General features: G+C 40.0%; 22 protein-coding genes, 2 tRNA genes and 1 pseudogene. 15 read left to right on the top strand and 10 right to left on the bottom strand.

Annotated elements, in window-relative coordinates; all coding sequences use genetic code 11:
- Positions 1 to 28: 28 nt before the first annotated feature.
- Positions 29 to 736, bottom strand: coding sequence for a queuosine precursor transporter (locus tag AC13CS_RS10030; RefSeq protein ID WP_293167916.1), 708 nt, complete (start codon positions 734 to 736; stop codon positions 29 to 31).
- Positions 737 to 776: 40 nt separating this feature from the next.
- Complete coding sequence (gene sppA / locus AC13CS_RS10025; protein WP_293167918.1) at positions 777 to 2,537, bottom strand: signal peptide peptidase SppA; 1,761 nt, start codon at positions 2,535 to 2,537, stop codon at positions 777 to 779.
- Between the two features lie 69 nt (positions 2,538 to 2,606).
- Between sppA and folK the strand changes: the two genes are divergently transcribed.
- Positions 2,607 to 3,752, top strand: coding sequence for a 2-amino-4-hydroxy-6-hydroxymethyldihydropteridine diphosphokinase (folK, locus tag AC13CS_RS10020; RefSeq protein ID WP_293167920.1), 1,146 nt, complete (start codon positions 2,607 to 2,609; stop codon positions 3,750 to 3,752).
- A gap of 114 nt (positions 3,753 to 3,866) precedes the next feature.
- Here folK and AC13CS_RS10015 read toward each other — a convergent pair whose 3' ends face one another.
- Positions 3,867 to 4,406, bottom strand: a complete 540-nt coding sequence (locus AC13CS_RS10015; protein WP_293167922.1) for an RNA methyltransferase — start codon at positions 4,404 to 4,406, stop codon at positions 3,867 to 3,869.
- A 331-nt stretch (positions 4,407 to 4,737) separates the two neighbouring features.
- Here AC13CS_RS10015 and mutS point away from each other — a divergent pair, with 331 nt between their 5' ends.
- The 5 genes from mutS to AC13CS_RS09990 all read left to right on the top strand — a co-directional run bounded on the left by mutS (position 4,738) and on the right by AC13CS_RS09990 (position 8,956).
- The gene (mutS, locus tag AC13CS_RS10010; RefSeq protein WP_293167999.1) at positions 4,738 to 7,320 is read left to right on the top strand and encodes a DNA mismatch repair protein MutS; all 2,583 of its coding nucleotides are present in this window, start codon (positions 4,738 to 4,740) and stop codon (positions 7,318 to 7,320) included.
- A 75-nt stretch (positions 7,321 to 7,395) separates the two neighbouring features.
- Positions 7,396 to 7,468 (top strand) — tRNA-Gly (locus AC13CS_RS10005).
- A gap of 135 nt (positions 7,469 to 7,603) precedes the next feature.
- A complete protein-coding gene (locus AC13CS_RS10000; RefSeq protein WP_293167924.1) occupies positions 7,604 to 7,870 on the top strand; it encodes a GIY-YIG nuclease family protein in 267 nt (88 codons plus the stop codon).
- A 5-nt stretch (positions 7,871 to 7,875) separates the two neighbouring features.
- Positions 7,876 to 7,961 (top strand) — tRNA-Leu (locus AC13CS_RS09995).
- A gap of 191 nt (positions 7,962 to 8,152) precedes the next feature.
- The gene (locus AC13CS_RS09990) at positions 8,153 to 8,956 is read left to right on the top strand and encodes a zinc ribbon domain-containing protein (RefSeq protein WP_293167926.1); all 804 of its coding nucleotides are present in this window, start codon (positions 8,153 to 8,155) and stop codon (positions 8,954 to 8,956) included.
- Positions 8,957 to 8,998: 42 nt separating this feature from the next.
- On the opposite strand, the gene AC13CS_RS09985 is transcribed toward AC13CS_RS09990, so the two are convergent.
- The gene (locus tag AC13CS_RS09985; RefSeq protein ID WP_293167928.1) at positions 8,999 to 9,655 is read right to left on the bottom strand and encodes an EndoU domain-containing protein; all 657 of its coding nucleotides are present in this window, start codon (positions 9,653 to 9,655) and stop codon (positions 8,999 to 9,001) included.
- A gap of 1,011 nt (positions 9,656 to 10,666) precedes the next feature.
- Here AC13CS_RS09985 and AC13CS_RS09980 point away from each other — a divergent pair.
- From AC13CS_RS09980 to AC13CS_RS09950, 7 genes are all read left to right on the top strand, one after another.
- Positions 10,667 to 10,948, top strand: a complete 282-nt coding sequence (locus AC13CS_RS09980; protein ID WP_293167930.1) for a helix-turn-helix domain-containing protein — start codon at positions 10,667 to 10,669, stop codon at positions 10,946 to 10,948.
- Positions 10,945 to 11,124, top strand: coding sequence for a hypothetical protein (locus AC13CS_RS09975; RefSeq protein ID WP_293167932.1), 180 nt, complete (start codon positions 10,945 to 10,947; stop codon positions 11,122 to 11,124). The genes AC13CS_RS09980 and AC13CS_RS09975 overlap by 4 nt, the downstream gene beginning before the upstream one ends.
- Before the next feature lie 93 nt (positions 11,125 to 11,217).
- Complete coding sequence (locus tag AC13CS_RS09970) at positions 11,218 to 11,976, top strand: helix-turn-helix domain-containing protein (protein ID WP_293167934.1); 759 nt, start codon at positions 11,218 to 11,220, stop codon at positions 11,974 to 11,976.
- A gap of 17 nt (positions 11,977 to 11,993) precedes the next feature.
- Positions 11,994 to 12,377: a hypothetical protein gene (locus tag AC13CS_RS09965; RefSeq protein ID WP_293167936.1), complete on the top strand. Its 384-nt coding sequence runs from the start codon at positions 11,994 to 11,996 to the stop codon at positions 12,375 to 12,377.
- A 77-nt stretch (positions 12,378 to 12,454) separates the two neighbouring features.
- The gene (locus tag AC13CS_RS09960; protein WP_293167938.1) at positions 12,455 to 14,011 is read left to right on the top strand and encodes a phage/plasmid primase, P4 family; all 1,557 of its coding nucleotides are present in this window, start codon (positions 12,455 to 12,457) and stop codon (positions 14,009 to 14,011) included.
- Positions 13,998 to 15,065: a DUF6371 domain-containing protein gene (locus AC13CS_RS09955; RefSeq protein WP_293167939.1), complete on the top strand. Its 1,068-nt coding sequence runs from the start codon at positions 13,998 to 14,000 to the stop codon at positions 15,063 to 15,065. Before AC13CS_RS09960 ends, AC13CS_RS09955 begins: the two co-directional genes overlap by 14 nt.
- A gap of 6 nt (positions 15,066 to 15,071) precedes the next feature.
- The gene (locus AC13CS_RS09950) at positions 15,072 to 15,620 is read left to right on the top strand and encodes a hypothetical protein (RefSeq protein WP_293167940.1); all 549 of its coding nucleotides are present in this window, start codon (positions 15,072 to 15,074) and stop codon (positions 15,618 to 15,620) included.
- Here AC13CS_RS09950 and AC13CS_RS09945 read toward each other — a convergent pair whose 3' ends face one another.
- Positions 15,621 to 16,220, bottom strand: a complete 600-nt coding sequence (locus AC13CS_RS09945; RefSeq protein WP_293167941.1) for a hypothetical protein — start codon at positions 16,218 to 16,220, stop codon at positions 15,621 to 15,623.
- A gap of 79 nt (positions 16,221 to 16,299) precedes the next feature.
- Here AC13CS_RS09945 and AC13CS_RS09940 point away from each other — a divergent pair, with 79 nt between their 5' ends.
- Entirely contained in the window at positions 16,300 to 17,172 is an 873-nt protein-coding gene (locus AC13CS_RS09940) for a hypothetical protein (protein WP_293167942.1), read from the top strand.
- Positions 17,173 to 17,363: 191 nt separating this feature from the next.
- Here AC13CS_RS09940 and AC13CS_RS09935 read toward each other — a convergent pair whose 3' ends face one another.
- The 4 genes from AC13CS_RS09935 to AC13CS_RS09920 all read right to left on the bottom strand — a co-directional run bounded on the left by AC13CS_RS09935 (position 17,364) and on the right by AC13CS_RS09920 (position 21,289).
- Entirely contained in the window at positions 17,364 to 17,600 is a 237-nt protein-coding gene (locus tag AC13CS_RS09935) for a hypothetical protein (protein ID WP_293167944.1), read from the bottom strand.
- 11 nt (positions 17,601 to 17,611) lie between these two features.
- A complete protein-coding gene (locus AC13CS_RS09930) occupies positions 17,612 to 18,874 on the bottom strand; it encodes a site-specific integrase (protein WP_293167946.1) in 1,263 nt (420 codons plus the stop codon).
- Positions 18,875 to 19,116: 242 nt separating this feature from the next.
- The gene (locus tag AC13CS_RS09925) at positions 19,117 to 20,427 is read right to left on the bottom strand and encodes a serine hydrolase domain-containing protein (RefSeq protein WP_293167948.1); all 1,311 of its coding nucleotides are present in this window, start codon (positions 20,425 to 20,427) and stop codon (positions 19,117 to 19,119) included.
- A gap of 61 nt (positions 20,428 to 20,488) precedes the next feature.
- Positions 20,489 to 21,289 carry a helix-turn-helix transcriptional regulator gene (locus AC13CS_RS09920; RefSeq protein WP_293167950.1) on the bottom strand — a complete coding sequence of 267 codons (801 nt, stop codon included), beginning with the start codon at positions 21,287 to 21,289 and terminating at the stop codon, positions 20,489 to 20,491.
- A 165-nt stretch (positions 21,290 to 21,454) separates the two neighbouring features.
- On the opposite strand from AC13CS_RS09920, the gene AC13CS_RS09915 reads away from it, so the two are divergent.
- Positions 21,455 to 22,243: a collagen-like domain-containing protein gene (locus tag AC13CS_RS09915; RefSeq protein ID WP_293167952.1), complete on the top strand. Its 789-nt coding sequence runs from the start codon at positions 21,455 to 21,457 to the stop codon at positions 22,241 to 22,243.
- A 72-nt stretch (positions 22,244 to 22,315) separates the two neighbouring features.
- Here AC13CS_RS09915 and AC13CS_RS09910 read toward each other — a convergent pair.
- Positions 22,316 to 22,505, bottom strand: a pseudogene (locus tag AC13CS_RS09910) (gluconate 2-dehydrogenase subunit 3 family protein); the annotation flags it as partial.

Genomic DNA, 22,505 nt, shown 5'->3' with positions numbered 1-22,505 from the left:
GTTTTACAACAAATTAAAGGAGAAGTTGTCAATCCAAAGAAATTTCTTCCCCTATTTTTAAGTTAAATCTTTTTCGCATTAGATATACGAAAAAATAGAGCAAAGGGGTGTCGAGCAGGGCAATCATCATCTTAAAAATAACACCGCTTATCAACAATCCATAGAATTTATCCCAAGGAAGCACACCAAAAATGCACAATAGCCCTACAACGGTAAAAGTATCTATAAACTGGGATGAAAAGGTTGAAAAATTGTTCCTGAGCCATAACATCCGACCATTTGTGAGCCGTTTCCAAAAGTGATAAATGGTAATATCGATGTATTGAGCTCCTAAATAAGCCAACATCGAAGCCAATACACCAAGGGGCGACAAACCAAATACAGTAGTAAAAGTCGCATCATCTACAGGTGATGTTGGTATAGCACTGGAATAATTGGCCAACAAAATGATGCCCATGGAGAAAATCGAAGCAAAAATACCTGCCGTTACCACCTGATTGGCTTTTTTTTGCCCGTAAATCTCGGAGACCAAATCGGTGATCAAAAAAGTGATGGGATAAGGTAAAATTCCCACCGAAAGTTCAAAAAGCGGCGCCCCGAAAACGGTAACATCCCCAAAGGGGTTCCAAGAGAAAAACTTTTGGAAGATAAGGTTGGACACTACCAAAGAGGTAATGAACAGTGCTCCGAGATACAGATATATGGAAAATGCTAACTTCTTGTCCTTTTGCGTCATATACGGTTTAAAAGTTCAATAAAGAACTATTATAATCGACTTATTTAATTTTTAGACTGAACGGCATCTTGGCCTGGACACCTTCTTGTTTGGTAAATTGCTTGAACTCCTTCAAAACTTCGTAGGCTTCCGTACCTATTTCCTCTTGTATGATGGACTCTCCCAATTTGGTCTTAACCGACCCAAAATCTTCCATAAACCGCTCAAAATCCGATTTGTATTTGGGGTATTTACGGACGCCATAATCTTTTAAGCCGACCATATCGGCAGCGGCGGCAATAGCATCGTCCAAACTACCGAGTTCGTCCACCAAGCCCAGTGCTTGGGCATCTACCCCGCTCCAAACCCTGCCTTGGGCGATTTCGTTTACGCGTTCCACAGGCATATTTCGGCCTTTGGATACGCGGTCCAAAAAGGTGTCATAAGTTTCCTCAATACTTTCTTGCATCACATTGCGAAAGGAATCGGTCATGGGTTCAAAAAAGGAATAATCTACAGAGTTTTTATTGGTGCCCACTTGCTCCGCATTTATCCCCATATTTTTTGCTAGCCCGTGAACGTTGGGAATGGTACCAAAAACACCTATAGATCCTGTAATCGTAGTAGGTTCGGCAAAAATCTTATCGCCTCCCACGCCGATATAATACCCACCGGAAGCCGCTACATTTCCAAAGGAAACCACCAAAGGCTTTTCTTTTTTGGCCAACTGCATTTCCCTCCAAATAATATCTGAGACCAAGGCACTGCCTCCCGGCGAATTTACACGCAGTACAATGGCTTTAACACGCTCATTGTTCACTGCTTTGTGCAAAGCATCCACAATAAGGTCTTGTCCTATGTAATCTTTTCCACCTTCTCCACCCAAAATTTCACCTTGGGCATAGATAACGGCTATCTTGTCCGCCCCTGTTCTGATGCTCTTTCTGTTGGCTTTCTGCACATAATCCCTAAGCCCCACGTAGTTTAGTTCGTCATCTTCCGACACCTCCATTTTTTCCCTGAGCAGTTCCTCGTACTCATCGTAATGCAAGGCTCCATCCAAGAGTCCCGAAGTCACCGCATACTCTGGTGTTCTTCCTCCAAGGGTATCGGCAATGATGTTCAAGTTTTGGGGCGTAATGTTTCGAGATTCCGAAATATCGTCCACGATAACGTTCCAAATAGAAGTGATCAATTCTTTGATCTGAGTACGGTTTTCTTCGCTCATGGTATCGGAAAGAAAGGGCTCCACGGCACTTTTGTACTTTCCGTGGCGGATGACTTCCATTTTAATCCCGGATTTTTCCTGAAGCTCTTTATAAAAAAGCACTTCGGTGGCCAGTCCCTTAAAATCCAAAACACCAACAGGGTTAATGTATACCTCATCGGCTGCACTGGCCAAGTAATAATCCCGCTGTGCATACACATCGGAATGTGCCATTACAAATTTTCCGCTCGATTTAAAATCCAACAGCGCTTTCCTAATTTCTTGGGTTTGGGCGACTCCTGCCATCAGATAACCTGTGGTAATGCTAATACCTTCGATATTGTCATCATTCTTGGCAACTTCGATAGCGTGCAGTATTTCATCCAAACCGAGTTCTTCACCACTAAAGGCAGCAAAGGGGTCGGTCTCATCTTTTCCTGTATAATCCAAAATAGGGGCGACAAAACTGAGTTCCAACACAGATTTCTTCTTTACCACAACACCATCGTCCACACTTCCCATTAGGGCCAAAAAGATGAAGAACATCCCCATCAATATTCCAAATGCCACCAAGCTCCCCAAAATTGAGGCCAGTAGGTTTCTTAAAAACTTCATTCAATAAAATTTAATACGCATCAAATATAACCAATGTAGTATTGTTTTGTTTACTTTGTTTATTCGATTATGGGCAGAAAGCAAAAGGTATATCTTTCATTGGGCAGTAATTTGGGAAATCGCCTTGCGAACCTCCAAAAAGCCATTTTTCGCATTGAACAGAGAGTGGGAAAAATCTTGGATATTTCCTCGGTTTATGAAAATCCTGCGATGGGTTTCGAGGGCGATCAATTTCTAAACATTGTAATATCGCTATTAACACCGTTCAACCCCGAGGAGTTGTTAAATGTTTTGTTGCAGATTGAAAAAGAGTTCGGCAGAATCCGTTCCGCAGAAGGTGGATATAGTTCGCGAACTTTGGATATCGATATTATTTATTTTGGATCAGAGGTCATAAATAATGATGATTTGGTGATTCCACATCCACAAATGCAGCACAGAAACTTTGTTTTAAAGCCTTTGGGAGATATAGCACCACAATTTTACCATCCTGTGCTGTACAAGGACACCCGAAATCTTTTACAGGAATGTAGGGACAAAAGCAGGCTCACCAAAACCAAGCACAAGCTTTTTAAAGATCGGTCAGGACTTTTTTCCCAATTGCAGCTTATTGCCATTGAAGGAAACATTGGCGCAGGAAAAACCACCTTGTCCAAAATGATCGCCAAAGATTTTAATGCCAAACTGGTGTTGGAACGTTTTGCGGACAACCCATTTCTCCCCAAATTTTATGAAGACCAAACACGCTATGCATTTCCTTTGGAAATGTCCTTTTTGGCGGACAGGTACCAGCAATTTATGGATGACACCTCACAGTTTGACCTCTTCAAAAATTTTATGGTGAGCGATTATGACATTTTTAAATCGTTGATCTTTGCCAAGATTACCTTACAAAAAGAGGAGTACAATCTATACCGAAAGGTCTTTAGCTTTATGTACAAAGAAGTAAGAAAGCCAGAAATATATCTCTACCTCTACCAAAATACCGAACGGTTGTTAGCCAACATAAAAAAAAGGGGGCGTGATTATGAACAGAACATAGACCCTGTTTACCTAGAAAAAATCAACCGAGGGTACCTTGATTTTATTAAGGGAAACCCCAATCAAAACAGTGTGATTGTGGATATGGGCGAGTTGGATTTTGTGCATAACCCAGCCGATTACGAATTCATTTTAAAAAAGCTGGAGGACAATATACTTTCGTTAAACATTTAAGAGAATTTTTGGAAAATGTTTGGATATAACGAATGGTTTTATTTTATTAGCATCCTCAATTCGGGAAACTAACTAACTCAGACTTTATATATGGCCCTGTTTTTCAGGGCCTCTTTATTTTTGGGCATTTAGTTTGGACCAAATGTCCCATACCACTACCCCCGTACTTACCGAGATGTTCAAAGAATGCTTAGTGCCGAACTGGGGGATTTCCAAAACAGTATCACTGGCAGTCACCACTTCCTGCGATACCCCTTTCACCTCATTTCCAAAAATCAAAGCTATCGTTTCATCTGGTTTAGCTTGGTAATCGTTGAGCATTACAGCATTTTCGGCCTGTTCCACCGAAACTATCTTTACACCCTTCTGCTTCAAGGCCCCAACAAGCTCCAAAGTATCTTTTTTATATTCCCAATCCACACTTTCGGTAGCGCCCAAAGCTGTTTTCCGAATATCTTTATGGGGTGGTGTGGCCGTAATGCCACAGAGATAAATTTTCTGTACCAAAAAAGCATCTGCAGTACGGAAGACGGAACCGATATTGTTCAAGCTACGAACATTGTCCAAAATGACGATGATAGGAGATTTTTCCGCATCCTTGAATCTGGCCACATCCAATCGGTCCAGCTCGTTATTTTCCAGTTTTCGACTCATTTTTTAAACATTGGGGCAAAAATATCAACAAAAATTTTTGATGGGCTATGAAAACAATATATTCGTTTCTATCCCACTTTTGGGCAAAAATAAGAGAATATTTCGCCTAAGGATTGTCATTCCTGTGAAAACAGGAATCCATCAAACTAAGATTCTATAGATTCCGCATCGTGCTTCGACTACGCTCAGCATCCGTGCGGAATGACAAAATGTTTAAAAATTTTGTTCGAATCCAAAGTTTATGCAATCCGATTTGGGACTTATAATTTTCAAAATAGATAACTAAATCGCTTTGGCAGCCAAGAAAAAAATAAAGAAAGTAACCCCGTTGATGCAGCAGTACAATGCCATTAAGGTAAAACACCCTGATGCCTTGCTACTGTTCCGTGTTGGGGATTTTTACGAAACCTTTGGAGAAGATGCGGTAAAGGCCGCCAAAATACTGGGCATTATACTTACACACAGGAACAATGGCGGCGATAAAACGGAATTGGCAGGTTTTCCGCACCATTCGCTGAACACCTATTTACCAAAATTGGTGAAGGCTGGACAGCGCGTTGCCATTTGCGACCAATTGGAAGACCCCAAACAGACCAAAAGCATTGTAAAACGAGGGGTTACCGAACTGGTTACGCCCGGGGTTGCGTTAAATGACGATATTCTGACCGCGAAGAGCAACAACTTTTTGTGCGCCGTTCATTTTGGGAGAAACAAATTGGGGGTTTCCTTTTTGGATATTTCCACAGGGGAATATCTAACGTCCGAAGGGTCGGTGGAACAGGTGGACAAACTGCTTCAAAATTTTTCACCGAACGAAGTCTTGGTATCCAAAAGCCATAAAAAGGATTTTGTGGAATGCTTTGGCAATCAATTCCACAGCTTCTTTTTGGAAGATTGGATTTTTCAGGAAGATTATGCCGAGGAGAGCTTGAACCATCATTTTGGGACAACAACACTAAAGGGTTTTGGCATAGACCATCTCAACCACGGGATTATTGCTTCGGGTGCGGTACTGCACTATCTGTCCGAAACACAGCACAGCCGATTACAACACATCAATAAAATACAGCGTATTGCGGAGGAGGAATATGTGTGGATGGACCGTTTCACCATTCGAAATCTGGAACTCTACCATTCCTCGCATCAAAATGCAGTGACCTTGCTGGACATAATTGACAAGACGATTTCCCCAATGGGCGGGCGACTGTTGAAAAGATGGTTGGCCCTCCCCTTAAAAAATGTTGAAAAAATCCAGCAACGGCATCAGGTTGTCTCTTATTTGAAGAATGAAGATGAACAACTGAACAAAATTCAAGGCTACATTAAACAAATGGGGGATTTGGAGCGATTGATATCCAAACTGGCCACAGGTAAAATCAACCCAAAAGAGGTGGTTCAGCTTAAAAATTCACTGGAAGCAGTCGTTCCCATCAAGCAATTGGCCCAAAACAGCACCAACGATTCCCTCAAAAATATCGGTGGGCGTTTGAACGACTGTGATGCCCTCCGCTCCAAAATCAAAGAAGTGCTCAACGAAGGGGCTCCTGTGAACATTGCCAAGGGCAACACCATTGCCCAAGGCTATTCCGAAGAGTTGGACGAATTACGTGGACTGGCTTTCTCCAGCAAAGATTACTTGGACAAAATGCTGGAGCGCGAAACCAAGGAAACAGGTATCACTTCACTAAAAATTGCATCCAACAACGTTTTTGGCTACTACATCGAGGTTAGAAACACCCATAAGGACAAAGTACCTGAAAGTTGGATACGCAAACAGACTTTGGTAAACGCAGAACGCTACATTACCGAGGAACTTAAAGAATACGAATCCAAGATTCTAGGCGCTGAAGAACGTATTTATCAATTGGAGCAACAACTGTTTGAGCAAGTATTGGTCTGGATGCAGGAACACATTGCTCCTGTACAGTTGAACGCTCAACTTATCGCGCAATTGGACTGCCTTTGCGGTTTTGCTCAACTGGCCAAGGAGAACAACTATGTGGCGCCTGTGGTGAATGATTCCACCGATATCGACATCAAAGAAGGGAGACACCCCGTTATTGAAAAGCAATTGCCCATTGGTGATGCCTATGTGACCAACGATGTACTCCTGAACCGTGAAGAGCAACAGATTATTATGATCACGGGGCCGAACATGAGTGGTAAATCGGCTCTGCTTCGACAAACCGCACTTATTGTCCTTTTGGCACAAATGGGAAGTTTTGTCCCTGCCACCGAGGCCAATTTGGGGGTGGTGGACAAAATATTTACGCGTGTGGGAGCTAGCGACAACATTTCGATGGGTGAATCGACCTTTATGGTGGAAATGAACGAAACGGCTTCGATTTTGAACAACCTTTCGGAGCGTAGTTTGGTGCTCTTGGATGAAATAGGTCGGGGTACCAGTACGTATGATGGTATTTCGATTGCTTGGGCCATTTCCGAATATCTGCACGAGCACCCTGCCAAGGCAAAGACCCTGTTCGCCACACATTATCACGAACTTAACGAGATGACCAATACGTTTTCCCGCATCAAAAACTACAATGTTTCGGTAAAGGAATTAGAGGACAATGTACTTTTCCTTCGAAAATTGGTACCTGGCGGAAGCGAGCACAGCTTTGGAATCCATGTGGCGAAAATGGCGGGAATGCCCCAACAAGTAATCCAAAAGGCGAACAAAATCCTTAAAAAACTGGAAAAATCGCACTCCAGCGAAGAGATGACGGATAAACTGCAAGCATCCCAGAGCGAGATGCAGCTCAGCTTTTTCAATTTGGACGACCCCCTGTTGGAAGAGATCAAAGAAGAAATATTGCACTTGGACATTGATACACTGACACCTGTGGAGGCTTTGATGAAATTAAACGAGATCAAACGACTCTTGGGCAAAAAGAAAAAGGCTTCTTCCTAAAAAAATTCTTTCATTTTAAAAGAAATATTATAAATTTGCATCCGCGCTTGGAAAGAGTGCAGCGTTCTTTAAAATGCGAAAATAGCTCAGTTGGTAGAGCATCACCTTGCCAAGGTGGAGGTCGCGGGTTCGAATCCCGTTTTTCGCTCGACTTCGACTCCGCTCAGTCACCACGGGTGGAGTTTTTTTTTACATAAAAGTCCTGTCATACCTACGGCAGACAAGCTCGAGTGGTGGAACCTGCCGGCAGGCAGGTTGGTAGACAGACTTTTAAAATAGAATTATGTTCTACACATACGCTTTAAATAGTTTAGAAAGAAACTATATTTATGTCGGAATCACTTCTGATATTGAAAGAAGAGTAAAAGAACATAACTTAGGTAAAAATAAAACGACAAGGCCTTACAGACCATTTGTTTTAATTTTTAAAAAAGAATTTAAAACAAGACTTGAAGCCAGAGTTGAAGAGAAAAAATTAAAATCTGGGTATGGAAAGGAATTCTTAAAGAATTTGATTCACAACCAGAAAAATCAAAATACTGAAAATTAAGTCCTGCTCGAGTGGTGGAATTGGTAGACACGCCGGACTTAAAATCCTGTGGGCATTATTGCCCGTGCGGGTTCAAGTCCCGCCTCGAGTACTTTTAAAATCCGTATTTAGCTAATTATCAGCTTTTTACGGATTTTTTATTTTAATTCTGTACGGTTTTTGTATTGTTAATCCATCTTGGATAAAATTACACATTGTTTATCCATAACACCCAATAAGTTGTAATTTAGAAGCTTAGCTATCTAATTAGCCTTAACCAAAGAATAGATTAATAATCACACCATGAATTTTAATGTACCTGATAAGATTTATAAATTTATAACCCTACTGGGAATACTTTTGATTGGGTACAGTTATTTTAACACCGACAAGGTTCAACAGAAATATTTCTTAGAGATTGATAAAAATAGAGCTTTAAAAGACTCTCTTCTTTTGAATGAAATGCGTTTGACATACAAGAGAGAACAGATTATCGACATAGCGAACGACCTTGCTAAACAACACCAAGTAGACAATCCAATAAATAGTTCCGACTCTTTACTTGTTTTTAACAGAGTTTTGAATGGGCCTAAACCTAACTTACAAGTAAGCGACTCATTAAATGGTCTATGGTTAGCTTACAAAAATCAAATATTCAAAAACAGGCTACTTTCAAAGAAAATAGAATTTTCAAATAATTATTTGGATGAGGAGGAGAGGTTAAAAAAATCATATTTTGAGACTAATGACACATGGGAAACCATAGGCATTATTTTTTTTGTTCTTGGTTTTCTGCTATGGGCTGCAGACAGTTCCCCTGATGAGGAGGATAAAAATCTAAAACAGCATGATAGAATATATACCTTTTGCCAAAGCTGTGGTAAAAGATTTAACTCGATGCTAAAATACGGGACCAATAAAGATAAAAGTTTGAATTACGCTTTTTGCGTGGAATGTTATAAGAAAGGTAAGTTTGCCAACCCTAAATTAACAAAAGGGGAGTTTCTTAATAAACAGCGTGAATTGATTAAGGATAAAAACTGGTTGACTAGAAAAATTCTTATCATTAGGTTTAAAAATCTAGAAAGATGGGATAGCAGTCTATAGGCCCTCTAAAAAGAATATTAAAGATAAAAAACGTATTTCCGTCTAAATCAACGGATATATTGATTTTAAAGCACCTTCCTTAAAAACTATTTCTACTTCAATACCCTCTGATGTTTTCGAAAGGACAATACCATTGTTAGGTTTAGAACCCTTTATTAAATCATATGCATTTTGACATTCCTGTAGTAGTTTTCCTCTCTGCCAAGTTCTAGGGAAAAAAGTACTAGAAGATCTTTTTTTAATCCACTTTTTAGTTGACGAATTGTAATATTCGAATTCTGCCTCAAAAACTCCCGTTTCATCATTCTCCTTTAAAACATTGATGATTTTAACCTTTAGCGGATCATAAAAATGTACCCCGGTAACAGACCCGTTTTTAACTCTACCTTTTGTACAATGTGAAAATAAGTCAATGGTTTCAATTTGGTATTCAGATCCGTGTGGTGTCGAAAACATTCCCGCAACAGTATGAATATGCTGCTCCTTTACAATTTGCTGTGCCCTCCTAGGGTTCGTTTGTTTTAGACGTAAGAATATCTTAGAGTTACGTTTAAGGTTTCTCAATGATTGAAAGGGCCCCTCCCCTTTCTCGAAAGCAATCTTTATATATGCCGGGATTTTAGTAATTGAAACACCGGATTTTAATCCTTGAGGGTTATTGTTGAACGTATCTTCAAAAATAAAGAATTGGTATTTCATTACATATAAAGTTAAATCAAACATCAATATAACCCGAATATAGAAATACGAAAATCAACAAAAGACTTCAAAACGTCACTTTCGTCACGAATCGTGACGGTTTCAAAAAAAAACGTCACTCAAAAAACCCAGTAATAACAAGGGACTCAAAAGGAAAGTGACGAAAGTGACGTTTTTTTTACAAACTTTTTCTGAGGAAAATTATAATTAGATAGAACATAGTAATATAAATCCCTAAATAGTTTTGCGAAATTTTCGTCACTTTCGTCACTTTTTGGCTGAAACCCCAGTAAACATAAGGGTTAAGAGGGTGACGTTTTTGAAAATTTTCGTCACTTTACCGTCACTTTTCGTGACGTTTTTGCTTTTTTACACTTGAAACCCTACTCTCAGGGCCTTAAAACCCCAATAAAATGATTTAGTGTTGAATTCATTCTATACCGGGCGCATCCATCCACGTTTAACACCCTCCCCCGGTCCCAACCCGTCCCATTTGTAAATTATTTCTTACTTTTATCTTAGCACGCTTGAAAACTGGTAATTTTATAATTGTGCTATTAAACCCTTGGAGATATTCTGAGGGTTTTCTTTTGTATCAATATAAGATCATGGTTTAACGCTGGTACACCAAAACACGGGACCAACTTTCCAAACTCTAGCCTCTCGCTATATCAAAATACCCCCTCCTAAAATTGGCACACTATTAGGGCTAAATACAACTACCGTACATTTTCTAAAATACCTTACCTATAAACCTTTGATTATTGGTTATTTGAAATTTTAAGAGTACTCCTATTTAGAGTACAATAGGTATTAAGCTGAGTTTTTTGCGAACCAACCTAAATAGCTGGTTTTTGCGGTCATCATAGTCGTCATAAATGTTAAAATTTTCAAGAATATTTTATGCAACTATTTAATATATAGTGTCTTGTAGTTGTAAAACGTTGTCAACCGCAAACCATATTACATTAATATTTACTCTTGGGCCAATTACCAAATCAATCAGCTACAATGGGAAATATGATACTGCAAAATCTTACTCAGGATGAACTCGAGGCTATCATTCAATCTAAACTAGAAGAACAATTTGCTAAGCTTACTAAGGAGCTTACTAGCAAAAGCGATAGCGAGGAGCTAATGACCCGGGATGATGCTTGTAAGTTCCTTAAAATCAATTCATCAACATTGTGGCATTGGACCAATAAAGGCAAGGTTAAGGCCTATGCGATTGGTTCACGTAGATTTTACAAAAGGAGTGAGCTCCTTGAATCCATTCAACCAGTACAACAATGAGCGATTTATTAAAAGACAACGAGGCTTTGATAGCCACACCGGACATACCCGAGTTTTTAGGCCGATCAATGGCTTATGTCCGCAAACTAATTAAGGAGAACGGTATCAATCCGGTAGGGATTGAGGGCCGCAAAAAATATTACTACAAAGATGAGCTCCGATATGCTGCATTTTAAAAATTGTTAATAAGCATTTACAAGATCCCGCTCTTTTTTGTGATATAAATATGAGACACAATCAGTAATAATCTTAAACATTCGATTACAACCATGAGCCCAAGAGAAAAACTCAAAACAATTAAAGACCCTGTAATAGTCCATTATGCAAGATCTCCTTTTGATGATCGTAGATATAATGAGGTGTGGGGATTATTTATATGGCACAATGATGATTTCATATCCTATAAAGTGGACTCCCTTGAAGAGGAAGCTGAGGTTATTTTTGCTTTCAAGGCTGAGGTGGAGATGTTGAAAGCTAAAGGAGGCACCGTAATCCATTGGAACCAAACAAGTAACGAGTTTGGACCAAAGCATATTGCAAATCGGTACTTTGATCTAACTGGAAGATACTTAGAGCTAGACTACGGCAAGGACGCTATAAACCTCGCCTATGAGCTCATCAAGATTTACGGGGATGATTATATGGACCATCCAAGATTAGACAAACTAGCTCAATTGAATGGCTGGGCATGGGGACGGGAGAGATACGAGCCCTGCCCACTTTTCGACATCAACCGCACCGCCTTAATAGTCAAAATCTTTTATGCTACCATAAACGGCACTCTCAAAACCATGAATTCTGAGTACCGGGAGCAGCTTTTAAGGACGGAGCTATTGGAGCAAATCAAAAGGGAGCTCCGCAATGCTGATGCCGAGGAAAAGGTGTTAACACGCAAGGAGGTAATTAAACAGCTAGACATTCATCCCAACACCTTAACAAACTGGGTCCGGGACAAAAAAATCCCATATACCCGAATAGGCCGCCGCCTATATTTTCTTAAATCTGAATTATTAAACCTTAAATATTAACCTTTAATTTTTTACACATGAGCGAGAACCAAACCGCAAGACAACTATTAGCCCAATACAAGGCAGAAGTACGAAAAAAGGCAGAGAGGGAGAGGGCAATAGCCAAATCCAAAACAGCCGAGGCCGAGAAAAAACGGGAGGCCCAAAGGGCCAAGAAAGCCAAGAAGCTAGCCGAAACCTTAACCAAGAATCTACCGGATGCCGATAAAAAATATAGAGCCACAAAACTCGATAAGAAAAAGTTAAGGCCATTCTTTCAGAGCATCATAGACCAAAGCCAACTAGCGGGTAAACTCAAATCCACAAAGGATCCTGATAGGTTCATGGCTGGGTTTACCAACAGTCAACCTAAAAACAAGCTGTACAACTTTCGGGAAAAGGATCATAGTGTCCTACTATAGGCCACCAAATCAAAAAGAAAAGCCCTTGCTGCGAACAGGGGCTTTTTGAATCATTCATCACAAGCGAGAAACCTACAATGAACAACCACAAACCTACTAAAAATATTGATGACCTCGAGAGCGAAATAGCAGTATTGACCGAGGCCACAACAGAACAACCTACAGCAAGAGAAATATTAAAAACCATTACCAATGAAGCCAAGCCAGTTGATTTCCAACTCCTAGCCTATCCAAAATTGACTGAATGGAGGGAGGAAATGACCCGACTAGATCAGAACAAAAAAGAGGACCAAGCTAGGTTAATTGAGCTGGGCAAGAAAATCAAGGATTGCAAGATCAACCGAAACCACTACCTCATCTATTCGATTGTAGAACTACAAAGGATTGCCGAGCTCAAAGGCTGGGTTCTCAGCAAAAGAGAGGGCGACCCTTATATTTACAATGGAAGATTTTGGGAGAAATTGGACGGGGAGGAATACAAATATTTCCTTGGCGAATTTTCTGTAAATATCGGAGTCCCCACCACAATGTCAAAGCACCATACTTTTAGGGATGAACTCTTTAAAGAGTTTATGAGTTTGAACTACCTAGACATTGCCGATTCGTTGGACAATCAGGTATTGATCAACTTGCAGAATGGATGCTACGAAATAGGAGACCAGGGGGGCAAGCTCAGGGAGTTTAGGCAAGAGGACTTTTTAACCTATCAACTATCGTTCGACTACGACCCTAAGGCCAAGGCCCCTTTATTTGAAAAATACCTAGAGCGTGTTTTACCATCCCCGGACCTCAGAAAAATATTCTTTGAAACCGTTGCTTACACGCTGACAAAAAACAAGCGTTGCAAGTTTGAAAAGATGGTAATATTCAAAGGAGAGGGGGCAAACGGGAAATCCGTAGCCTTGGAGCTCATTCAAGAGCTTTTAGGCCGTAAGAATGTCTCAAATTATAGCCTTGCGAGCTTGACCGATCAAAAAGGCTACCAAAGGGCCAATATTGGAAATAGGCTTGTAAATATTACCAGCGAGCTCTCAGGATCTTTGGAATCCGATTTTTTTAAGCAGTTGGCAAGCGGGGAACCCGTAGAGGCAAGGAAGCCATATATGGAGGCTTTTATTTTGCATGATTACGCCCGTTTCATTTTTGCGTGCAATGTTTTGCCGCAAGTTGAGCATACAGAGGGTTTTTTTAGACGTTTTCTAATAATTCCTTTTGACGTTACCATCCCGAGGGAGGAGAGGGACGTCGATTTAGTCAACAAAATTATTAAGGCCGGGGAACTCTCCGGGATTTTTAACCTTGTTTTGGAGGGATTGGAAAGGATATTAAGACAAAGGGGCTTTTCCCAATGCGTTGAGGTTGATGATATTGGCGAGCGTTACAAAAGGGAGAGCAATTCGGCCCTAATGTTCTTGGATGACGAGGGATATAGCACCTCCGATAAATACTATACCCGCATTGCTGAGCTTTACTCTAAATACATGAACTATTGTAGGGATGCTGGTACAAAGCCATTTTCCAAATTGAATTTTGGTAAAATGCTCGAGAAAAACGGGGTGCTGGTCAAGAAAATGAATGTTGGCAAAGTAGCCTATGTAGAACTTGAAAAAGACCTAGAGGATGCCAAATTTTAGGTATATACTGGATAGGTCCTCAAAAAAGTTTGTTTGCCCATCCTGCAATAAAAAGCGTTTTGTTCGCTATGTGGACCGTGAAACAGGCAATTATTTGGATGGAGATTACGGAAGATGCGACCGCTCCGATAACTGCGGATATTTCAAGAGCCCCAAACAGGATGAGATTTATTTCGGGATCAAATTCCTGAGCTTGATAGATTACAATTCCAAGGCCTACAGGCTAACGGATGAAAACTACAATATACATTTTGTCCCCAAATCCATGGTCCTCGAAACTGAGGGCCGTGAGGTTTGGATCAAAGAGTTTATTTTGAAAAATAGCGATATTGACTACTCAGCAGCTCAGAGCAAGGCCGTCAATGAGGAGGGCGGTTTTGTTTCTTTGACTGATTTTGAGCCGATCCCGGAACCGGAGCCGAGCTTTCACCAAAGGGAGGAGGTTTATGAGGTTCTAAATGCTGGGACGGATTGCAACCTTGCCAAATACCTTAAAACAAAATTTGATTCCGAGCTTGTGGATAGGGCCTTTAAAAGATATGGATCCGGTGCTACCAATCTATTTTGGGAAAACAGTACTTGCTTTTTACAGATGGACCGGGGCCAAAATATACGAGCTGGTAAAGTAATGCTTTATTCTGAAAATAACGGACATAGGGTTAAAGATCCCTATCCACATATCAATTGGCTACATAACAAAATCGTAAAGGAGGACGGGTTTAACCTTAGCCAATGCCTTTTTGGGCTGCATTTACTTGACAGCAAACCAGTTGCAATAGTTGAATCAGAAAAAACAGCTATTGTAATGAGTATTTTGAGCGATAATACAACTTGGATGGCCTGCGGATCCAAAACTGCAATCAATGAAAAAATGCTCGAGCCTTTAAAATCAAATAAGATAGTATTGTTCCCGGACAAAGGAAGTGCCGGGGAATGGCAGCAAAGAGCGGATGAACTTAGCTCGAAAGGTTTTAATATCCAAGTCAGTAGATTTTTAGAGAACAAAGTAGAATTGGAGAACGGTAAAGATATAGCCGATCTTTATTTAATGTAATTGACAATGAGCACGTATTTTGAGGATTGCGCTAGCATTTCGACCAAGTTTCTAAGGTCCAACGGTTTTTTTGAGCCCAACAGAGTAACGGACTGTACCCAAAAATTCATATCCAATAACGAGATCTACAAACTAACAATAGTGGCCTCTACAATGGAGGAGAAACCTTTATTGATATTCCATTACTCCTACAGAGGAGAAAATAAGAGGATGGAGATAGAGTTGATCCCAAGATATAACCATTTGGGAGGAGTGGGCTATAAATTCAAATGCCCGGAGACTGGCAAAGGCTGTTACAAGCTTTATTTTGTTGACGGGGTTGTTGCTTCAATAGGTCATTTTAAGCTCTTGTACCGTAGCCAAATCAAATCCCAAAGGATCAAGGATATGGATAAGGACTTTGGAATTATATTTAAAGCTGAACAAGCCCGCAAGGAGATCAATTCCTACCGTTTTAAAAAGTACCACGGGGGTAAAATGACCAAGAAGTACAAACGATGCCTAAAGGCCATTAGGGAAGCCGAGGGGGTTTCCATGCCGAATATTTTAGATTAGCTATTTTGTTTTTGTAGAATCAGTCGCTTGACTTTTAAACTGAGTTTGGATTTCCATAAGTTGATTGCTTACTTCATCAAGTTTTTGGCTTGTATTTTTATCCTCCACAACATTTACATGATATGGCATCTTTGGAGTAGTTGCAATTGAATAAATACCAAGTCCAGAGCTTGCTAATAATGCCATTGTTGCAATGATAATAGATATGTTCGACTGTTTCTTTGCACTTGCAGCCATTTTCCTAGACTCTTGTAGCTCTTGGTAGTCCAAGTATTGTTTAGCGGCTTGTCCATCAAGCCAGTACTTTTTTTCAAAATATGTTTTGATAGCTCTCGCATGTGGTTTGTATTCCTCTGCAAACTCCTCCCCTTGGTTGAGTTTCCAATACCATATTTTATTGTTTTCAATGTATTTGTTTTGTGCCTTACCCCCGCCATCTGAGAAATTTTGTAAAAACCACGAAATGAAAGAGGCTTCGGAACCATAGCTCTCAAATTTATAACCTAGGCTTTGATTGAGTTGTTTTAACAAATCAAAGTAGCTTATACCATCCTTTTCGCTTTCCAGACCGATCTCCATTGCCTTTATATATCTATTCATTAGTAACTGATTATCCATGCCTATTTCCTTTGTTCATTGGGAAGTTAAGATTTTGTAATTTAGGCACAAAACACTACCAATGCCTAAAGTTTTACTATCTGTTACTCTGTTTCTTTTTTCTTTTTACGCCAACTCCCAAAAAGTATATGAATTACCTGAGCCTATTAATGCCGTCGTTAGAGGTAAAGTATTTCTATATGAAGATCTTGGCTGGCCTCCGGTAAAGGTATTTGGAATCAAAGCGGGTGATACCGTTACGATAAAAGGTAAAGCGAAAAGTAATGGAAACTACTTAATCGACTATAAGGAATGTATTGATTGTGCCATACAAACATTTTTCATAGAACCAACGGCCAACAAAAGGATTGATTTAATTTTTGATGAAATAAAAGACAAGATCAAAAACAACAAAAGGGTTGCTAAAGAGAAATTGGATAGTCTAGCTGCAATCCGTGATAGCATCAATGCGATTAAGTTCTTAGAAGAGGAGAGGCAAATGATAGCTGAGTACAAATCATCCTGCCAATATGCAAGAAATGAAAAAGATGAGTTTACGGGAAAACTTCATAGATATACTGAAAAGTATTGTATTGAACAGGATCCCGGAAATTGGATTGGCCAATTTTGTATCCAGTTGAGGCGAATTGGAAACATTGACTATGCCATTTTCGAGCATTTTATAGATTTGGGTTGCACCAGTTCCTATGAAGCCAATAAGTCAGTTGTATTGGTGAAACTTGAAAATGACGATATTGTTAAGTTTTACCACTATGGTAAAACTGATTGCGGAAGCTTTAGATTAATCGGAAGATTAACCGAGGGGGATAAAAATAAACTTAAAAAATCGCCAATATCCATAATTAGGTTAGAGGGTACTGACTCCTATTTTGACGTTGAAGATATTGTTTACAAGGATATGTTTATTGATAAAATTGACTGTTTAGACAACTAAAAACCCCTCCAACAAAAAACCCAACCGGATAGGCTGGGTTTCTAATCAATTTAATGGGAAATCGTTAAAGCGAGAAAGGCCTTGGCTAGAGGCGCATCAGGGACAATAATAAGCATTGTGCTTAATACATTCAACCGAAAACAGGGCTTAATTTAAGTAGTTGCCAACCAAGCCAGTTGATAACTCTAACCCTAAGCTACTTTAGCGTAATCGTTTAGGATTTTGGACCATTCTATTAAAACCTCATCCGTATCATTGCAGCTATCGAACACAACTTTTAAAAGCGGCTTTATCTCCTCCCCTTTCTCAAATTCCACGACTGCGAGCTCTATCGCATCATCTAGGCCCGGCCACTCCTCGCTGGCAAAAGCCATATCTAATTTTCTTGCAATCATTTCCTCGATCCTTACTCTTGTAATTAAATTCATGTGTAGATTTTTTAGTTAAAGTATTCGTAAGCATCAAGGGCTATATCCTTATTGCTCTTTTTTATGTAGTTCAAAAATGTTTTTTCGGAGCTGTGCCCGGTTATATTGATCAAGTAGCTTGTGGGGACCTTTCCATAATAGTTTGTTGCGAACGATCTCCTCCCTATATGGCTGGAAACAAGCTCCCACTTTTCGTAAATATCGGCCACGTGCCTATAGGTCCCTTTTTTTTCTTTCGGGGTAATATTCACCCTTTTGGTGCCCTGTACCTCCTCATTTAACTCAGCTTTTTGACAAACCACCTTTATATAGTCGTTGTACTTTTGGTCCGAAATCGGCCGGGGAAACTCCCCTCCTCTTTTTTTGAGCACCTCCCGGGCCTCCCGGCTAAATGGAATCGTCATTAGCTTTTTGGTTTTCTGCTGCCTAAACTCCAAAAGATGCTTTCCGTTCTCTACCCGGATCATATCCTTGGTGAACCTCATAAAATCACTTACACGCTGCCCGGTATAGCAACTAATCAAGAGCCAATCCCTCGCATTGTCCAAATGTTCGTTTGGCAATTCGAGCCCTTTTATTTTTTCGATCTCCTCCGTGGCCAAATAAACGTGGTTGACCTCTTGCTTTTTAAGCCGTAGGCTATTTAACTGGTGATGCGTTTCAAGTCCCAAATAATGGGCGTGGAAACAAAGGGTTTTGATAGCTACCAGCTCCCTAGATTGGGTATTTTGAGAATACTGCTCCTTTTGGCTAAATTCTTGAAATGCCTGTTTGAAATCCTCGTTGATCTCCTTTATCAATATGTTTTTCCCCATATAAGCTTGGAGCCGTTGCATTTTGCGCTTGGTGACGTTCAGCCTACGGACCGCTTTGGCATCTAACTCGTTTTTGCGGTAGTCTTTATAGAAATCTATGTAACTGATCAAATCCTTTGGGATCCCCCGCTCAGAGTCCCCCGCTGGGTTGTAGAAACCCTCCAAGGTATTGACCAGCCAATCCTTATTTATGCTGCCAATATCGGTTTTATCAAACTCATCCAATACGTGGGCCTGTATTCGGGCCAATTCGGTATTAACTGCGTTATAGGTATTTCGTTGGTCCACGTCCCTAATATCCTTTAGGTTCCTTTGGTGGGTAGTCTCCCAATAATCCTTTGAGACTTTCAATTTGGTTTTCGCCCCTATTACATAATCCTTTTGATTGCGATAAAGCAACCGAATGGTTAAAAAGGATTCCGGGCGTTTGGATCTGTATAAAAAATTTACTGTTGCCATACAGTACAAATATAGAATAATTTGTATGATAATTGTACGGTTGACCGCAAACAAAAACAAAACCATGCAAACAAATGCAAAAGTATTAATTTCCTTAAACCTTTGTTTTTATTGGTATTTTTAAAGTATTATATAGTATTTAAAGCCTTTTATCCTATTTGTTATTTTGCAAAATAGTGTTCCCGCCTCGAGTACAACAAAAAAGCCCTTAAAAAAGGGCTTTTTTCTTTCTATCCACCAATTTAATTTCGCTTTCCTTCCACAACAATGCCTTTCCAACCCATCAATGCATCGTAAGTTCCCGATTCATTTTTAATAAACTCAAAAGATTCGGCAGCTTTTGGATCCTCAAAAAACACGGTCGGGGTTTCTGCTTGTAGCTCCCCTATTTCTTCTCCTTCTTGAAATATGACAAGATGATTGTCTTTGGCCTTCACCTCCAACACCAATCCATCAAAATCGGCAAAAGTATAGGAACCTTCATATTGTTGAAGCACTTCTGCATCCAAGGCTATAGCTTTTCTATTAATTTCCTTCGGATATTCCACAGGTTCGGATTTTAAAAGCCGTACCATATCATCTATCGTATCAAAAAAGGGCATTTCATCATAATTGGCCAAGAGTACAAAATCAAAGTCATTCTCCAAATCACTATAAACTTGGGCACGTATGCCTTTAGACCCTCCATCTTTGGCTATAATTCCATCCTCGTTTTTTAAAAACGAAGCATAGGGTTCCTGTTTTGCATGGTCAAGAAACTTTTTTAAATCATCAACGGTTGAAAACAACCGCGCCGTCCGGAATTCATCTTGCTGAATATTGTCCACATTCACCAGCACACTATCTTTGAGTATATGGTTTTGGGCCATATTTTTAATCCTATTTTCTTGGGTAAAAAAATGAGCACCGCTTGCATCCATCCCCAACGGTATGAAAATTTCGTCCATTACACATTGCGTAAAGGGTTTATCATAGGCTTTGGAAACAATGTTGTACAAAATCTCATAGCCTACGTTGGAATACTGGGCATCTGTACCGGGTGCAAACAAAAGATTCTCCTTTTTGGCCAGGTCAACAATTTCATCTGAAGTTAATTGGTATTCCTGCCCCTCTAAACCCGACAATTCCCTGGGCAGTCCGGAACGATGTTCAAGCAACATTTGCAGCGTAATTTCTTTCCCTTTGGGAAAGTCTTTAAAAAAAATGTCCAAGGTCTGGTCTATGGAAAGTTCTCCTTCTTGCTCCAATTTGGCCAACAAATAATAGGTCATCAATTTGGAAACGGAATGGATATCAAACTGTGTGCTATCGGTAATGTAAGTTGAACTTTGGGGGTAATCATTCAAATTATAGGCTTTTTTTAGGAGCAAGGTATCCTTTTTATAGACCAACACAACTCCGTTGAATTTTTTCAGTTCCGTAAGTTTGGAAAAATAAGTATCCACAGAATCCTTTACTGCTTTCATTTTTGATGAAAGCTGTACATCCCTTTTCCTGTCCTCAAGGCAACTTATGCACAGAAGCACCATCAAAACAATCAAATAATTCCTCATAATCAATTGGTTTGTGCAAAGAAGGCACAACCCTGGTGAAAATAATTGTAAAAATGGAAACCTACGGGTGCCGCAACAAAAACTCAGGTAAATTATTAAAAAACTGTAAGGGTGCAACCCCACAAACTTTTTTAAAGTCGTTGATAAAATGGGCTTGATCAAAATACCCGTAATCGTAGCTGAGCTGCGTAAGGGAAATATCAGGGTTTTTGGCCTTGAACTTGACCAAATCCAATATGCGAACGGTAATGATGAATTTTTTTAAGGTATACATCACTTCCTTTTTAAAAACTTTGCCCAAATATTGCCTCGATTTGTTAAAATGTTCACTCAGTTGGTTCACCGTTACTTTTCCCCGTTTTTCATAAATATAATTACAGAGTTCGCGCACGAGTTCCATTGCGGGTGTCAGCTCAAACATTTTACCCTGCATAAATTCCGTTGCCAACGAAAACTTATCGGAGAGCTTATCCGCTTTAAAAACATTATTGTAAAACCGCAACAAAGTTGCATCGGTATTCACGATAGCCACCACACCAGATTGTTGTAACGATGCAAAAAAATGAGCGTTTACCCAAGGTTGCAGCTTTATCGTAAAAAAAGTAAGTGAACCCGCTGCTTCAATTCGATACGGTGGCGTTACATTGTGAATGGTAAAAACCTTGCTGCGAATTACATCTTTTTGTGAGTCCTCACCATAATAAAAAGCACCCGAAGCCTCCTTGAAAAATACAAAGTCATAACAGCAATCATCAATTACGGGAATCTGCCCCGTGCCATGATTACCCGCAAGATGGATATAGTAACATTCCCTAAAAATTTGATAGCGGGATCCTTTGGGGTGATGGGCAGTTATCGTCATTGTCAATTAAACTATGTACAAAGTCATTATATTCCAATATATGAACTTTTTCAATTTAGTATATCCATCCAAAACACCCATCTGTCAATTCAAACAAGGCATACATCAATTACCTCTCTTTTAAGTAAATAGCAAAACTACCTTTGTCTTAAAAATTTATATTCTATGAAACTAATTAAACTTTTTAGCATTGCCATTCTTGCACTTGGCATAGCCATGGTCTCTTGTTCTGATGGTGAAGATGGAATCGATGGAAAAGATGGAATAAATGGTATCAAAGGACAAGACGGTCAAGATGGTGAAGATGGGCAAGATGGACAAGATGGTGAAGATGGACAAGACGGCGAAGATGGACAAGATGGTGCAGACGGACAAAATGGCGCTGATGGGCAAGATGGTGCCGATGGGCAAGATGGAGAAAATGGGGTAGGCTTTGATGAATTAACCCAATATGGATACATTACTCTTGAAATGGAGGGAAAGAGAGTGGATGATGTACTGTTCCAAGACTCCACATCGTTTAAGTTTACACCTATTGACCCTGCTGAATTACCAATCAACAATAATGTTAACTTTGGTGGCAACACTTATTTTTTCGATATAAGGCGTTTTCTTAGTGTCCCGGATAAAAACCAAGATGACACAAATTCTTTTGTAAAGATCATATTAGAGGTTACCGATTTAGGGGAAGATTCCGAAGACATAAGCCTTTTCGGTATTGAAATCAACGAATATGCAGTTGTGGGAGACGACAACAAATATTTTGTTGTGGACGGTACTTGGCCTTTTAATACCCCCGATGATGATGGTATAATCATGGATGTTGCCTACGACACCACCGCCAAACACCTGACCTTTTCATTCGCGTTCACCATTCCCGGAGCGGAAAATGTTACAGGCAACGACCTACATATATCAGGGGAAGTGGACATCATAGCTTTGGAAGCCTTATAACATCATCAACATAAATTAAAAAAGCCCTGCCTTTAAAAGGCCAGGGCTTTTTATTTTTTAGTGAAACCTTTATTATGTCAACAAATTGCCATCCTCGTCCCACTCTGCGATGATGCCACGCTTGCTCTGGTCCACGCACTTGGCGAGCCATTCCTCGTCGTAGCTTACCCCGTGCTGTTCCAGTACATCCTCCGGAACGCCGTCCCATACGTTCGGCTGGTTCCCTTTATAACCGATCTCCTCTATCCCGATCTTGCTCGTG

It is taken from the genome of Flagellimonas sp. B-3 (genome assembly GCF_056857835.1).
This window is presented reverse-complemented; position numbering and strand designations above follow the sequence as displayed.

Excerpts from the sequence above, each read along its gene's own strand:
- AC13CS_RS10030 (WP_293167916.1), bottom strand. The coding sequence starts at position 736 with ATGACGCAAAAGGACAAGAAGTTAGCATTTTCCATATATCTGTATCTC.
- sppA (WP_293167918.1), bottom strand. The coding sequence starts at position 2,537 with ATGAAGTTTTTAAGAAACCTACTGGCCTCAATTTTGGGGAGCTTGGTG.
- folK (WP_293167920.1), top strand. The coding sequence starts at position 2,607 with ATGGGCAGAAAGCAAAAGGTATATCTTTCATTGGGCAGTAATTTGGGA.
- AC13CS_RS10015 (WP_293167922.1), bottom strand. The coding sequence starts at position 4,406 with ATGAGTCGAAAACTGGAAAATAACGAGCTGGACCGATTGGATGTGGCC.
- mutS (WP_293167999.1), top strand. The coding sequence starts at position 4,738 with ATGCAGCAGTACAATGCCATTAAGGTAAAACACCCTGATGCCTTGCTA.
- AC13CS_RS10000 (WP_293167924.1), top strand. The coding sequence starts at position 7,604 with ATGTTCTACACATACGCTTTAAATAGTTTAGAAAGAAACTATATTTAT.
- AC13CS_RS09990 (WP_293167926.1), top strand. The coding sequence starts at position 8,153 with ATGAATTTTAATGTACCTGATAAGATTTATAAATTTATAACCCTACTG.
- AC13CS_RS09985 (WP_293167928.1), bottom strand. The coding sequence starts at position 9,655 with ATGAAATACCAATTCTTTATTTTTGAAGATACGTTCAACAATAACCCT.
- AC13CS_RS09980 (WP_293167930.1), top strand. The coding sequence starts at position 10,667 with ATGGGAAATATGATACTGCAAAATCTTACTCAGGATGAACTCGAGGCT.
- AC13CS_RS09975 (WP_293167932.1), top strand. The coding sequence starts at position 10,945 with ATGAGCGATTTATTAAAAGACAACGAGGCTTTGATAGCCACACCGGAC.
- AC13CS_RS09970 (WP_293167934.1), top strand. The coding sequence starts at position 11,218 with ATGAGCCCAAGAGAAAAACTCAAAACAATTAAAGACCCTGTAATAGTC.
- AC13CS_RS09965 (WP_293167936.1), top strand. The coding sequence starts at position 11,994 with ATGAGCGAGAACCAAACCGCAAGACAACTATTAGCCCAATACAAGGCA.
- AC13CS_RS09960 (WP_293167938.1), top strand. The coding sequence starts at position 12,455 with ATGAACAACCACAAACCTACTAAAAATATTGATGACCTCGAGAGCGAA.
- AC13CS_RS09955 (WP_293167939.1), top strand. The coding sequence starts at position 13,998 with ATGCCAAATTTTAGGTATATACTGGATAGGTCCTCAAAAAAGTTTGTT.
- AC13CS_RS09950 (WP_293167940.1), top strand. The coding sequence starts at position 15,072 with ATGAGCACGTATTTTGAGGATTGCGCTAGCATTTCGACCAAGTTTCTA.
- AC13CS_RS09945 (WP_293167941.1), bottom strand. The coding sequence starts at position 16,220 with ATGAATAGATATATAAAGGCAATGGAGATCGGTCTGGAAAGCGAAAAG.
- AC13CS_RS09940 (WP_293167942.1), top strand. The coding sequence starts at position 16,300 with ATGCCTAAAGTTTTACTATCTGTTACTCTGTTTCTTTTTTCTTTTTAC.
- AC13CS_RS09935 (WP_293167944.1), bottom strand. The coding sequence starts at position 17,600 with ATGAATTTAATTACAAGAGTAAGGATCGAGGAAATGATTGCAAGAAAA.
- AC13CS_RS09930 (WP_293167946.1), bottom strand. The coding sequence starts at position 18,874 with ATGGCAACAGTAAATTTTTTATACAGATCCAAACGCCCGGAATCCTTT.
- AC13CS_RS09925 (WP_293167948.1), bottom strand. The coding sequence starts at position 20,427 with ATGAGGAATTATTTGATTGTTTTGATGGTGCTTCTGTGCATAAGTTGC.
- AC13CS_RS09920 (WP_293167950.1), bottom strand. The coding sequence starts at position 21,289 with ATGACGATAACTGCCCATCACCCCAAAGGATCCCGCTATCAAATTTTT.
- AC13CS_RS09915 (WP_293167952.1), top strand. The coding sequence starts at position 21,455 with ATGAAACTAATTAAACTTTTTAGCATTGCCATTCTTGCACTTGGCATA.